We start from the raw sequence: 13,867 nt of genomic DNA on the forward strand, positions 1-13,867 counted from the left end.
CGTCCAGTCCTAATAGGCGGGACGCTTTTTAAATTAAAAAATGAAAGGGGTATACAGATGATTGATGTATATTTAATTAGCGGATTTCTAGGCAGTGGTAAAACGTCACTATTACTCCATACAATTGTTCAATTAAAAGAACAAGGCAAAAAACCCGCTGTATTGATGAATGAATTTGGAGCTTTGCCTTTCGATTCGAATACAGTCGAAGGAGAAGGCGGGGTTCCTCTCAAAGAACTCCTTGAAGGATGTATTTGTTGCACAGGGTCTGAAAAGACTGAAGCGCAACTGCAAGGGTTACTTGAGGAAAATCACGATATTGATGTAATTTTGATAGAAACGACGGGTGCTGCACATCCGGTGGAAGCACTGGATGCCATTTATTCTCCCTTGTTCGCGGATCGACTTAACATTAAGGGGATTGTAACGGTAGCAGATTCTAAACGCTGGTTGGAACGTGACAAACTGTCTCCGCGTATACGGGCTTTATTCATGGAACAAATTCGTCACGCCCATTTAATCATTGCAAACAAAGTAGATCTATTAACTGATGATGAAATGGCAAAAGTTACACTAGAAATTTCGAATTTTAATAATTCTGCACCTATTATTCAGACGACTGGTGCCAAAATCGCCTTTTCCAATATTGAGGATGCTCTGAGCTCATCACAAAACATTAGCAGTAAAGAGATTGTATCTGGAAAAAACCTGCCGCTCTCATCAAAACTTCTAACATTTACGAAAAGCGTTAATAAGGAAGAGTTCGAGAACTGGGTAAAATCATTACCAGAAACAGTATATAGAATGAAAGGTTATGTTCCGATTAACGGATTTAAAAACCCGTATTTATTTCAATATGCTTATGGAATGGTCAACTGGATGCCAGAATACGTTAAAATGGAGGCTCGTCTAGTTGTCATCGGTGAAGGAATAGAATCAATATATTACGAGGGTGTCAACCCCATTTCAGATGAAATATAAAGATAGTCTCCCAAAGTTATCCAATATCATGAATCATGAACTCTCTTGATTAGACACTTGATTAAGAACTGGATAGGTTGGTAATAAAAACCGAAAATCTGATTCTCTCCCGCGTTATGATAGTTTGCGAAGGGAGGAGTAATGAGATGAAAAAATCGATTGCAGTACTCATGCTCGGTTCGGCGCTATTACTGCCGAACAACAATAATGTAGAGGCTTCATATTCAGAAAACAATGTACAGGTGCAAAAAGTACAACAGTATATTCAATTGTACATAGGGGGGGAGAAACAATCTTTTTCCTATAATCCAAAGTTCGGTAAAGATATTGATTTTGAAAAGCTTTACAGCTTGTTAAAATCATATGAAACAAATAAAGAGGTCGCTGTGCCGACCAAACCAGTAGAGAAACCAGTACAGGAAAAACCGGCAGAGGAACCAGTACAAGAAAAACCGGTAGAGAAACCTGCTCCTACTAAACCAGTACCAGCACCAAAACCAGCTCCAACTCCGGCACCGGCTCCGGAAAAACCTGCTGAAGTAGCACCTACTAAACCAGTAGAATCAGCGCAAAACACATCTGTTTCCGCGATTGAAAAAGCAGTTCTTGACTTAACGAATGCGGAAAGACAAAAAGCAGGTCTTAAACCATTGCAAACAGATGATAAGTTGATGAATTCTGCACGTCAAAAGTCGACAGATATGGCTTCAAAAGGATACTTTTCACATACTAGCCCAACATACGGTTCACCGTTTGATCAGATGAAAGCAAATGGCGTTTCGTATAAATCTGCAGCAGAAAACATTGCGATGGGTCAACGTTCAGCTGAAGAGGTTGTAAAAGGATGGATGGAATCTCCAGGACATAGACAAAATATCTTAACACCTGGATTCACTCACATTGGTATCGGTTATGACAAAAACGGTAATTACTGGACACAACAGTTTATCCAAAAATAATATGATTGAAGAGTCGTCCTTTGCACTGGAAGCGTTCCGGTACTGAGGATGACTCTTTTTTATTTTGTTCTAGTTTTGGCTAACCAATAAAATTGTTTTTAACCATTTCATATTTTTCGAGTGTGATAGATAATATAGTTATGTAAACTAAATAGATTTTTGCATCCTAGACACACTTCCGGAAAAAGTTTAAAACTTTTTTACGTTGCGCATACTCTTAAAGAGGTGAGTATGATGAATGAAGTGAAGTCGAATGACAGTTTGATTTTATACATAAAAAATTTATTTCATGATTCGACGGATCTTATCGTACGGGAAGTCAATTGGAAAAATGGGCTCGGCATCGTCTGCTTTTTTAATACGATGATGGATAGTGGTGAAGTCAACAAACAAATCGAGATTATCCGGAAACGCGCGATTGATGAGCTTCCGGATTGGGGTGGAACCGCTGTATCAAGCGTAGAGGCATTTTCGGTGCAGAAATTAGTCGATAGTGTCTCGAACGGTTTTGTAGCGGTCTACTGCCCTGAAACGAATCTAATAATGACAATTACGATACCGTCTTATGAGGTACGATCAACATCCGAACCAACCAATGAATTTGTCATTCGCGGTTCTCATGAAGGGTTCGTCGAAAGCATAGACAAAAATATATCTCTCATCCGAAAACATCTTGCGATTCCAGATTTAGTCGTAAAGGATTTACGGCTCGGCAAAGAGACGAATACGAAAGTTACTTATGTATATATCGAGTCAATCGCTGATAAAGACCTTGTTCAGGACGTAAAAAGTCGTCTGGAAGCTATCGATGCACCTAAAATATACAGTCTTGGACAAATCGAAGATTATTTGGAGGACTCGGTTTGGTCCCCCTTCCCACAGTTCCTTAACACGGAAAGGCCAGATCGTGTTGTCGCGAATTTGCTGGAAGGTAAGATAGCCATTTTCACCAACCAATCACCTGCAGTTCTCGTCGCGCCGGTTACATTTTTTTCGTTTTTCGAGTCACCGGACGACTTTAATGGACGTGTCTATGTCGGAACTTTCTTTCGTATACTCAGATTATTTTGTTTCATGATAGCTATTTTCTTGCCTGCACTTTATATTGCGGTAATCGGTTTCCATTCTGAAATTTTGCCGTTTCAACTAAGTGAAAAAGTCAAAATTGCTGTACAAGAAATTCCGTACCGGCCTATTGTTGAAGCGCTTATTGTGGAGATTTTCATAGAAGTCATCCGCGAAGCGACAATCAGGCTACCGGCACCGATTGGGCCTACAATTGGTATTGTAGGCGGCCTCGTTATCGGAGATGCAATCGTTACTGCAGGACTCGTTTCAAATTTGATGGTCATTGTCGTGGCGATGACCGCAATTGCAAGTTATGTCGTACCAAATCTTGAAATGAACACGGCAATACGACTCATCAGATATCCGTTGATGGTTGCAGCAACTCTTTTTGGTTTTTTTGGCATCGCTATCGCGACACTCATCCTGTTTATCCATATGATGAATCAGTCTTCACTGAAACAACCCTATTTGTCACCGGTGATTCCATTTGACCCTTCTCGATTTAAAAATGTATTCTTTAGGGTTCCATATTATAAAAACCATAAGCAACAACAGACATTAACGCACGGAGGAGGGGGCAATCAGAAGCAGAAGCAGAAGGACGGTGAAGAAACTTGAATTTCAATTTGTCGAGGCTTCAGTTTTTTCTACTTCTTTTCATTATACAGACCGGATCGTCATTCTTTTCCTTTCCATCACCGTTCATTACTGCATCGAGCAGGGAAGCGTGGCTTGTATTTCTTGTTGCCGGAGTCCTTCACTACTTGCTACTACTCTTTTATGAACGGTATTATAAGCGTTTTACTATTGGTCCTGTCGTCGGTTGGTTGTATAAAGGTTACTGGCTTTTTGTTTCGGTATCATATCTTGCATACATCGACTATACACTTGCAGTCTGGGGGTTCCCGGAAACACCTCAAATTATCGCCCTAACGGCGATGGTTAGTGTATCGCTGTATGCAAATTTGAGCAGGGCAGAAACTGTCATTAATTTAACGGTCATTCTTATCCCGCTCATCATTCTTTTTTTGATATTTCTACAGTTTGCTTGGGATGATCTCGTATGGACGAACATTTTCCCTTTAGGGGAAGTGACTGGAAAGGAATGGGTTGGAGGTCTTTTAAAGGCACAGATTGCTTTCATAGGAATTGAATTATATTTGTTTTTCAGAAGGCACGTCGATGTAAAGGAGAAAATAAAAGGTTTCCCGTTATTCGTCTACCAAATGACGTGGTTTTCGTTCTTCTTTATGTCCATCATGATTACAATATTATATTTCACGTTCACCGGCTTGCAAACAATCCCGGAACCGCTTCTTTATATTTTGAAATCCCAGGAAGTAACTTTTGTCGAGCGTCTCGACTTGTTTTTCCTTTACATTTGGATGATTTGGAGCATCATTACCGTTGTAATCCATTCTTTTTCCGCTTTGTATGTTCACCGGCTCCATGCAAAAAAGCATCAGAAAAGGGATGTGATTATTTGGCATGTATTACTTGTTTTATTGCCCGTAATCTTTGTGTCAAAAAAGCAAGTAGAAATATTGAATGACGCACTCCTTTATGTGCATCTCCTATTTGCTATCATTATTCCAGCCATCGTCATCATTGCGAATAGGAGGAAAGAGAAATGAAGAAAATTGCAGTCATTTTCATCACATGTTCTTTCCTGTTGGCAGGATGTTGGGATGAACAATTATACAAGGAGATCTCCATCGTCCCGCTTATGGGTATTGAGGAAGAGGACGGGAAATTCACGGGATACTACTCCTTCTCCGAGATAGCCAATGAATCCATCAGTTATGCGACTGTTGAAGGAACCGGTGTTTCCGCAAGGGATACGCGATTTGATGCAAATGTAAAGACCAGTGAAACTCTTGATTTGTCGCACTTGCAAGTACTACTCATTACTGAAGGGACAGCGAAGTCGGATATAGCAAAGACTTTTGATGCAATCTACAGAACGCCAAGTAACCGGATGAGCAGTAGAGTGGCGGTTGTAGAAGGGGAAATGACTCCATATATGGAGAAGTCAGAAAAGCTTACCATAGAATTACCTGATTACTATCACGACATTTTAGAAACTGACATATCGTTATCTGTTCTGCCAGACATTGATATTCAGAACGTTGCCAGAAGGATAATTGACGATGGAATTAACCTTACACTGCCTTTCATTAAAATGTCCGAAAAGACGGGTGCTCCTGAAGTGTCGGGTATAGCTTTATTCAGTGATAAAGTTTTCACGGGACACACATTAGACAAGAAGGAATCCATAATCGTCCAAGTTCTTGAGAAGAAACCCGGAAAGTATGCGCTGTTCACATATATGTGGAAAAAAGACGGTGAATCTCATCCACTTACGGTTGAACTGTCCAGATATAAACGGAAATGGGACATTCGGGACGGCAAGATCGATGCAACTTATAAAATGAAATTCAATGTAGAGGAATTTCCTTACGATCATCTGGATGAAGAAAAAATAAGGAAAGAAGTAGAAAAATTTCTCTCGAAAGAACTAACAAAGGATTTCAACCAGGTAATCAAAAAATTGCAAGAAGCTAAAAGTGATGCCGTTGGTTTCGGCAGGACAGTTCGCGCCTTCCATCCTAACTTATGGAACAAAGGGAAATGGCATGATACGTTTTCGGAGCTCGACATAAAAGTAAAAGTCGAGGCGGAAATTACGCGGACAGGTATACTGAATTGAAATATTATAAAACCCGCGAGCTTATATGCAACCATCGCGGGTTTTATTTTTTAACTGAATTTGTGTTTTTGAATATAGACAAGCCTTGTTGTAAGTGTAACTGCACCAACCGTTAACCCGGCAATCAATCCTATCCAATAACCGTACGGCCCCAGATCGGTGTACGTCGCCGTCAAATAACCGATTGGCAAACCAAGCACCCAATAGGAAACAATCGCCATGACGAAGGTCATATTCACGTCCTTATAGCCACGTAGTGCGCCTTGTACAGGAGCTTGTATTGCGTCTGAAAACTGGAATAATGCAGCAAAGATGAAGAACTGTGTTGCTAAACCAATAATCTGTTCATCCGTCGTGTAAAGGGAAGCAATCGGCGTCCTGAAAGCAAGTAGAATTGCAATTGATACAAAGCTGAGTGCGATTGCTAAACCAACACCTAGATAACTATATTGTTTTGCATCTCGCAACTGGTTAGCACCCACGGCCTGACCCACGAGTATTGTAGCACCCATTGAAATACTTAGTGGTAGCATATATAGAAGAGATGTGAAATTAAGTGCAATCTGGTGTGCGGAAATGACTGCTGTCGAATAGTTACTCATCATCAGTGTAACAGCTGAAAAGATACTAGTCTCTACAAATATTGAAATTCCGATAGGGACACCGATGAGTAAAATCCCTTTCCATCTTTTGAACGAAACCATTTCCCATCCTTTAAAAAGCATGAACTCGTTAAATGGTTTACGCTTCCACGCGACAAAACAGGCAATGAAGAAAACGAGCCAGTAGGTTATTCCGGAAGCATATCCTGCCCCTGCACCGCCGAGTTCAGGAAAACCCCAATTCCCGTAGATGAGCAAATAGTTTATGAAGATGTTGATAGGAGCAGATAATAAAATGATGAACATCGAGACGCGTGTCGCTCCTAGTGCATCAAAAAACGATCGAAGCACTGTATAGGCAAAGAGAGGAACAAGACCAAAGCTCATTCCTTTCAAATAAGCGGCGGCAACAATACGTACTTCATCCTCGAGTGGCATTGCTTCTAGTATTGGCGCAACTGCGAACTGGATAATGGCAAAGACAATTGCAGCTAATACGACCGCGACGTATAGTCCTTGTTGAACGGATGGCCGGACCTCGTCCTTACGTCGCGCCCCAATATACTGGGCAATGATTGGCGTAAGCCCCATCAAAATTCCGGCGAGCCCTGTATAGACAGGTACCCAAAAAGAAGAACCGATTGTGACGCCTGCAAGGTGGTATGTATCATATCGACCTGTCATAAGGATGTCGAAGAACGTCATCATGTATAGAGCGACTTGTGTAACCAGTATCGGCAATACGATTGTCGCCAATCTAACTGATTTTTGCTTTAGTGGAACTGCTGTTTCCAAACAAATCACCCTTTATTCTTCAATTAAACACTATTATACCATGCTACGTTTGCTATAATAGCAAAGAGGTAACGTAAAGTTGTAGCATATTTCTTAATGTAGAAGAGGTGAGTGGACATTAAAACGCCGGTTATATTATTAACAGGGGGCGGTACAGCAGGACACGTATCTGTGAATGAAGCACTTATCCCTGTATTCAGCGAAAAAGGATATGAAATCCATTATATAGGCTCCCACGAAGGCATCGAAAAGGAATTGATTGGTGATGGTCATCCTGAAGTGATTTATCATGCCATCCAAAGCGGGAAACTGCGTCGTTATTTTTCTATGAAAAATTTCACGGATCCTTTCCGTGTCGGGGCTGGTGTTATCCAGGCATTAGCAGTCATCCGGAAAATCAAACCGGAAATCATTTTTTCTAAGGGCGGATTTGTTTCAGTCCCTGTCGTATTAGCTGCGAAAATGACGAAAGTGCCTGTCGTGATTCACGAATCTGATGTGACGCCAGGGCTTGCTAACAAAATGGCATTACCTTTTTCAAATCATATCTTTACGGTGTTCGAACAGACGCTGAATTATGTTCCTACTGGGAAAGCGACGTGTTCAGGTGCCATCATTAGACCAGAATTGTTCGATGGTATCCGAAAAGAAGGTTTGCGAATTGCGGGTCTATCAGGAGAAAAAAACGTGCTGATCATTATGGGGGGCAGTCAAGGTTCGGCCGTATTAAACGAAGCTGTCCGGCAAGATCTAACTCGAATTATGTCGAAGTTCGACATAATCCATCTTTGCGGGAAAGGGAACCTTGATGAAACGCTCGAAAGTACCTCCGGCTATAGTCAATTCGAGTATGTGACGGAAGATCTACCACATTTATTGGCGGCATCTGATTTTGCGGTTTCAAGAGCGGGTTCGAATGCAATCTTTGAATTGCTGGCATTACGAAAACCAATGCTACTTATTCCGCTCTCCGCTGCAAAAAGTAGAGGGGATCAGATTTTAAATGCTGCTTATTTCGAATCACTCGGTCTTGCGCATGTGTTGAAAGAAGAAGATGTAGGGCTTAGTCCACTATCCGAAGAATTCTTCACTTTTGTAGAAAAGAAGGGTAACTTGATAGAGAATATGAAAAAAGTTGCTACTCCTATAATACCGGAAGAAATGGTTGAAATGATCTTGTCACACCGGAAATAGTCGAAATGGAGATTCTCTCATTCTTCACTTATATCTCGAATAGTTGCAAGGCATGAAAATTCGGTGTATTCTTGTTCGTGGTAATAAAGTTAATGATTTTAACGCTAAACCCTTTCAGTTAAAGTGTTTGCGTGGTAATATTAACAAGAATTAAAATATAAACACAATATGCCTGTTGGCAAATGTGGAGGTCATTTTACATGTCGAATAATGCTGACGCCCATCGTTCCCCGTATGCTGCTTTTTCGGGTCCGAACCTTGGGTATATAATGGAAATGTACGAACTCTTCAAAATGTCACCTGAGTCTGTAGATGCTGAACTTGCCGAGATGTTCAGCCGTTTTGGTGCGCCTGAAATGAACGATTTGGGACATAACAAATCGGTGGAAGCAGTATCTACCGGAGATTTTGGAAAAGTATTATCCGCTTATCAGTTGCAGTCTGCCATCCGTACATACGGACATCTAGCAGCAGATATCTATCCGCTCAGTGATCGTCCAAAAGATTCAACACGACTGGAGCTTTCCACTTATGGACTTTCTGAAAATGACTTGAAGGCAATGCCGGCTTCACTCTTCTTCAAAAATGTCCCATCCAGTGTAGAAAACGGACTTGAAGCAGTAAACTACTTAAAGTCCTTGTATACGGGTAAAATCGCCTATGAATTCGATCACGTAATTGATGAAGAAGAACGAAACTGGATTCAATCCAAAATAGAGAACGGAAATGTATCCACAGTATTTTCCGCTGATGAGAAAAAAGCACTTCTCGAACGATTGACGAAAATTGAAGGTTTTGAGAAATTCATCCATCGTACTTTCGTCGGTGCGAAACGATTCTCTATTGAAGGTCTTGATACACTAGTCGTCTTCCTTGACGAACTCGTTCGTCTTTCTGAAGAACAAAAAATGAAAAAAGTATTGATCGGGATGGCCCACCGTGGCCGCTTGAATGTACTAACACATATTTTAAATAAACCCTATGAAATGATGTTTGCACAATTTGCGGGTGTCCCTGAAGACCCGTTCCTTCCTGCCGACGGTTCACTTGAAACGACACGGGGCTGGTTCGGTGACGTGAAATACCATATGGGTGCTCTCTATAAAGGCGAATCAGGCATGCAACGTTTTCTTGCATATAACCCGTCACACTTGGAAGTCGTCAATCCCGTTGTTACAGGGCAGACAAGAGCTGCACAGGAAAACACGGATAATCCCGGTATTCCTGTACAAGACCCTGATGCTGCGTACGCTGTGCTCATTCATGGAGACGCCGCATTCCCGGGACAAGGTATTGTTCCTGAATCATTCAATTACAGTCGTGTACGCGGTTTTAAAACAGGCGGTTCCATTCACGTCATTGCGAACAACATGATTGGCTTCACGACGGAATATTACGATTCTAGATCGACGCATTATTCATCAGATCCTGCAAAAGGGTATGAAGTGCCCGTCCTGCATGTCAATGCGGATAGCCCGGAATCAGTTATCGCGTCAGCTTCATTCGCATTTGAATACCGTAGAAAGTTTGGTAAAGATATTCTGATTGACCTTCTCGGCTATCGTCGTTATGGACACAACGAGATGGATGAGCCACTTGTTACGAACCCGGTAATGTATCATACAATACATGAGCATCCGACGGTTCGTGAACTTTACGGTTCTGAACTAGCCTCAGCTAACATCATGACTGAAGAAGATGTGACGAAACTCGATTCAGATGTTTTTGCAACGATGCAAGCTGCATACGATAGAGTTAAAGAAGAAACAGCACAAAAAACACTTCTTTCAAATGCTACACCTGAAGAAGTTCTTGCAGGATATCCAAGAGACCTTGAAACTGGTACGGATGAAGCAAACTTGCGTCGCATGAATGAAGAGTTGCTCATGTACCCTGATAGCTTCAATGTGTTCGGGAAACTGGGTAAAATTCTGAAACGCCGTGAAGAACCTTTCAACGGAAAAGGAAAAATCGATTGGGCTCATGCTGAAACGCTAGCATTTGGTGCTATTCTTCAAGATGGAAACCCAATTCGCATGACAGGTCAGGATGTGCAGCGTGGAACTTTCGCGCATCGTCACGTTGTACTACATGACGAAAAAACTGGTGATGAATTAGTACCACTCCATCATATCAGCGGTTCAAAAGCTTCATTCGTTGCATATAACAGTCCTTTGACTGAAGCAGCAATTGTCGGCTATGAATTTGGCTATAATCTAGAAGACCAAAAAGTATTATCTATTTGGGAAGCGCAATACGGGGACTTTTCAAATATGGCGCAAGTCATGTTCGATCAGTTCGTCTCGGCTAGTTACTCGAAATGGGGCCAACAGTCTGGACTAGTCTTGTTACTTCCGCATGGATACGAAGGCCAAGGACCTGAACATTCAAGTGCTAGGCTCGAACGTTACTTACAACTGTGTGCGGAAAACAACTGGACAGTTGCAAATCTCTCCAGTTCTGCAAACTATTTCCATATCCTTCGCAGACAAGCAAAAATGCTTGGAGAAAAGTCAATGCGTCCGCTCGTGATTATGTCGCCTAAATCACTTCTTCGTCACCCGCTTGTCGGTGCTGACGTCAACGATTTGACAGAGGGTCATTTCCAAACCGTGCTCGAACAACCAGGAACAGGCAAGAAGACCGACAAAGTCGAGAAAGTCCTGTTCGCAAGTGGTAAAGTGGCAATTGATCTTGCTGAACGAGTGAAAGATGGCAAAGGCTATGATCATTTGCATATCGTCCGTGTGGAACAACTTTATCCGTTCCCAGCTGAAAAAATCAGTGATATTATTGCACGTTATCCTAATGTAAAAGACCTCGTTTGGGTACAAGAAGAACCTAAGAATATGGGATCATGGCATTTTGCAAACAATTATATCCGTGAAATTGCAGGCGATAAGAAAGTTTCTTACGTAGGAAGAATTCACCGTTCGAGCCCATCTGAAGGCGACGGAGAATCTCATAAAATTGAACAGAACCGCATCTTAGATGAAGCATTGAAGAAGTAAAGTAAAGTGAAGTTATACTAAATAATAGCTATAACTCGTTGTAACGGTAGACTAGAGGAGGAATTTATTGTGGCAGAAATTATAGTACCAGAACTTGCAGAATCGATTACAGAAGGAACGGTTGCACAATGGTTGAAACAACCAGGTGATAATGTTGAAAAAGGTGAGTTCATCGTTGAACTTGAAACAGACAAAGTAAATGTTGAAATCATTTCTGAAGAAGCTGGAGTGGTTCAAGAGCATCTCGCAGCAGAAGGCGATACAGTCCTTGTAGGACAAGTCATCGCAATTGTTGGTTCTGGATCAGGCGCACCAGCAGCGGCAGCTCCAGCTGCACCGACGGCAGAAACTGTTCAAAAAGTAGAAGCAGCACCAGTTGCTCCAGCGGCTACTGAAGATGCAAGCGGTTCTGAAAGAACGATTGCCAGCCCAGCAGCACGTAAACTGGCTCGTGAGAAAGGCATCGACCTTGCAGCAGTATCACCAGTTGATCCAATGGGACGCGTTCGTGTTCAAGACGTAGAAGCTCATGGTACAACTCTGAAAGCAGCACCAGCTGCAGCAGCGGCTCCAAAAGCAGATGTAGTAGATGATGGTCGTATAACTCGTGAGAAAATGACGCGTCGTCGACAAACAATTGCTAAACGTTTACTCGAAGTAAGGCAGTCTACTGCAATGCTTACAACGTTTAATGAAATCGACATGACAAACGTTATGGCACTTCGTTCACGTAAGAAAGACCAATTCTTCGATCAAAATGATGTTCGTTTAGGCTTTATGTCATTTTTCACAAAAGCAGTTGTAGCAGCGCTTAAGAAATATCCTTACGTTAATGCAGAAATCGACGGAGATGAAATTCTTCTTAAGAACTTCTATGATATCGGTGTCGCTATTTCAACTGATGGAGGATTAGTTGTACCGAACGTTATTGACGCAGACCGTAAAAACTTTGCTGAAATCGAAGGTTCTATCGTTGAACTTGCGAAAAAAGCACGCGATAACAAACTTACGATTGCTGACATGACAGGTGGTTCATTCACAATTACAAACGGTGGAGTCTTCGGTTCATTGATGTCAACACCAATCATGAATGGAACACAAGTCGGAATCCTTGGAATGCATACAATCCAAAAACGTCCGATTGCGGTTGGAGACAATGTCGAAATCCGTCCGATGATGTATGTGGCCCTATCTTATGACCACCGTGTTATCGATGGTAAAGATTCAGTTGGCTTCTTGAAAATGGTAAAAGAATTAATTGAAAATCCAGAAGATCTTCTTCTTGGTTCTTAATTCGTAGAAATAGTTACTAATCGACCCGTTACTGTTAGCGGGTCGATTTTTCCTTATTCATTCCACAAGAAAGGCGTGATTGGCTATGACATTCAAAGATTGGACTACTGCACCTGCAATCCGTACTGTTGTTTGTAGACATGCAGAGGCTGAAAAGTATGTAGTTACAAACGTTCTGACACCTGGTAAAGAGTATGAAGTGAAAAATGAAACTGATGAGTTCATTTTTATACTTGATAATTCTGGGAAAGTCGGGGGCTATTACAAAACATATTTTGAATAATGTGATGTGAAGTCTCTATGTTGAAATTTATTTACAAGACAATAACTAAAAGTCCGCTAGCCACTCTATGGCATGCGGCCTTTTTAATAGGAGGACTACCCATGAACGCTCTCGTAGAAAAAGAAAAGCAAATTCGGTCGAAAAAAGCACATGGTCACGAAGCGATTCGATTAATACAAGAAGGGGGTTATGTATCCCCTAATCCTAATTTATGGGAAGATGTGCTAATTAGTATCGTATTAAAAAAACCTGTTCTATTGAAAGGTCCTTCTGGTTCTGGAAAAACGAAATTAGCGCAGACAATTTCAAGTTATTTCAATCAACCAATGCAGAGTATAAACTGTTCTGTCGATTTAGATGCGGAAGCGCTTCTTGGTTTTAAAACGATTATTAGTAAGGCAGGGGAGACATTTATAGAATTCGTTGAAGGTCCTGTAGTGCAAGCCATGAAAAAAGGACATATCTTATACATCGATGAAATCAATATGGCTAGGCCAGAAACGTTACCTATTCTTCATAGTGTCCTTGATCATCGCCGCATGCTGACGAATCCTTTTACTGGTGAAGTGGTTTTTGCACATGAAGATTTTACCGTTATTTCCGCTATAAATGAAGGGTATGTAGGGACCTCTCCAATGAACGAGGCCTTGAAAAATCGTTTTGTATCATTTACAGTGCCCTATTTGAGTGGAGCACAATTGGAAGCAGTCATAACAAATACTCATCCGAATGCATCGAAGAAACTTGTCGAGACATTCCTTCATATCAGTACTGATTTAAAAAAACAGGTCATGAATGGCCTGCTGTCCGATGAAGCGGCGTCAGTAAGAAGTTTGCTGGATGCAATCGGCCTAGCGGAACATATACCCACAAAACGCGCTGTTCAGTACGCTATCGCAGAAAAAATGGATGATGTTATCGAACGCAGACTTGTCATGGAGTTAGTAGATACTTGGGTGAAATGAGGCGAT

Annotated in this window: 11 protein-coding genes; 10 read left to right on the forward strand and 1 reads right to left on the reverse strand. The window is 41.5% G+C overall.

Features of this window, described 5'->3' with window-relative positions; all coding sequences use genetic code 11:
* Positions 1-57 precede the first annotated feature (57 nt).
* The 5 genes from AC25Y5_RS06240 (at position 58) to AC25Y5_RS06260 (ending at position 5,718) form a co-directional block, all read left to right on the forward strand.
* Positions 58-981: a CobW family GTP-binding protein gene (locus AC25Y5_RS06240; protein WP_488139578.1), complete on the forward strand. Its 924-nt coding sequence runs from the start codon at positions 58-60 to the stop codon at positions 979-981.
* A 146-nt stretch (positions 982-1,127) separates the two neighbouring features.
* Positions 1,128-1,940, forward strand: a complete 813-nt coding sequence (locus tag AC25Y5_RS06245; protein ID WP_488139579.1) for a CAP domain-containing protein — start codon at positions 1,128-1,130, stop codon at positions 1,938-1,940.
* A gap of 234 nt (positions 1,941-2,174) precedes the next feature.
* Entirely contained in the window at positions 2,175-3,626 is a 1,452-nt protein-coding gene (locus tag AC25Y5_RS06250) for a spore germination protein (RefSeq protein WP_488139580.1), read from the forward strand.
* On the forward strand, positions 3,623-4,642 hold the full coding sequence (locus AC25Y5_RS06255) for a GerAB/ArcD/ProY family transporter (RefSeq protein WP_488139581.1): 1,020 nt from the start codon (positions 3,623-3,625) through the stop codon (positions 4,640-4,642). Before AC25Y5_RS06250 ends, AC25Y5_RS06255 begins: the two co-directional genes overlap by 4 nt.
* Positions 4,639-5,718: a Ger(x)C family spore germination protein gene (locus AC25Y5_RS06260; RefSeq protein ID WP_488139582.1), complete on the forward strand. Its 1,080-nt coding sequence runs from the start codon at positions 4,639-4,641 to the stop codon at positions 5,716-5,718. Before AC25Y5_RS06255 ends, AC25Y5_RS06260 begins: the two co-directional genes overlap by 4 nt.
* 50 nt (positions 5,719-5,768) lie before the next feature.
* On the opposite strand, the gene AC25Y5_RS06265 is transcribed toward AC25Y5_RS06260, so the two are convergent.
* Positions 5,769-7,115, reverse strand: a complete 1,347-nt coding sequence (locus AC25Y5_RS06265; RefSeq protein ID WP_488139583.1) for an MATE family efflux transporter — start codon at positions 7,113-7,115, stop codon at positions 5,769-5,771.
* A 117-nt stretch (positions 7,116-7,232) separates the two neighbouring features.
* On the opposite strand from AC25Y5_RS06265, the gene murG reads away from it, so the two are divergent.
* The 5 genes from murG (at position 7,233) to AC25Y5_RS06290 (ending at position 13,861) form a co-directional block, all read left to right on the forward strand.
* The gene (gene murG / locus AC25Y5_RS06270) at positions 7,233-8,309 is read left to right on the forward strand and encodes an undecaprenyldiphospho-muramoylpentapeptide beta-N-acetylglucosaminyltransferase (RefSeq protein ID WP_488139821.1); all 1,077 of its coding nucleotides are present in this window, start codon (positions 7,233-7,235) and stop codon (positions 8,307-8,309) included.
* Between the two features lie 200 nt (positions 8,310-8,509).
* Complete coding sequence (locus tag AC25Y5_RS06275) at positions 8,510-11,320, forward strand: 2-oxoglutarate dehydrogenase E1 component (RefSeq protein WP_488139584.1); 2,811 nt, start codon at positions 8,510-8,512, stop codon at positions 11,318-11,320.
* 69 nt (positions 11,321-11,389) lie between these two features.
* Positions 11,390-12,613 carry a 2-oxoglutarate dehydrogenase complex dihydrolipoyllysine-residue succinyltransferase gene (gene odhB, locus AC25Y5_RS06280; protein WP_488139585.1) on the forward strand — a complete coding sequence of 408 codons (1,224 nt, stop codon included), beginning with the start codon at positions 11,390-11,392 and terminating at the stop codon, positions 12,611-12,613.
* 85 nt (positions 12,614-12,698) lie between these two features.
* The gene (locus AC25Y5_RS06285) at positions 12,699-12,896 is read left to right on the forward strand and encodes a DUF6501 family protein (protein ID WP_488139586.1); all 198 of its coding nucleotides are present in this window, start codon (positions 12,699-12,701) and stop codon (positions 12,894-12,896) included.
* A 101-nt stretch (positions 12,897-12,997) separates the two neighbouring features.
* The gene (locus AC25Y5_RS06290) at positions 12,998-13,861 is read left to right on the forward strand and encodes an ATP-binding protein (RefSeq protein ID WP_488139587.1); all 864 of its coding nucleotides are present in this window, start codon (positions 12,998-13,000) and stop codon (positions 13,859-13,861) included.
* Positions 13,862-13,867: the final 6 nt, after the last annotated feature.

This window comes from Sporosarcina sp. Y1011 (genome assembly GCF_057669885.1).

Bases quoted from the DNA above. Each gene is read 5' to 3' on its own strand.
- AC25Y5_RS06240 (WP_488139578.1), top strand. From the start codon at position 58: ATGATTGATGTATATTTAATTAGCGGATTTCTAGGCAGTGGTAAAACG.
- AC25Y5_RS06245 (WP_488139579.1), top strand. From the start codon at position 1,128: ATGAAAAAATCGATTGCAGTACTCATGCTCGGTTCGGCGCTATTACTG.
- AC25Y5_RS06250 (WP_488139580.1), top strand. From the start codon at position 2,175: ATGAATGAAGTGAAGTCGAATGACAGTTTGATTTTATACATAAAAAAT.
- AC25Y5_RS06260 (WP_488139582.1), top strand. From the start codon at position 4,639: ATGAAGAAAATTGCAGTCATTTTCATCACATGTTCTTTCCTGTTGGCA.
- AC25Y5_RS06275 (WP_488139584.1), top strand. From the start codon at position 8,510: ATGTCGAATAATGCTGACGCCCATCGTTCCCCGTATGCTGCTTTTTCG.
- AC25Y5_RS06285 (WP_488139586.1), top strand. From the start codon at position 12,699: ATGACATTCAAAGATTGGACTACTGCACCTGCAATCCGTACTGTTGTT.
- AC25Y5_RS06290 (WP_488139587.1), top strand. From the start codon at position 12,998: ATGAACGCTCTCGTAGAAAAAGAAAAGCAAATTCGGTCGAAAAAAGCA.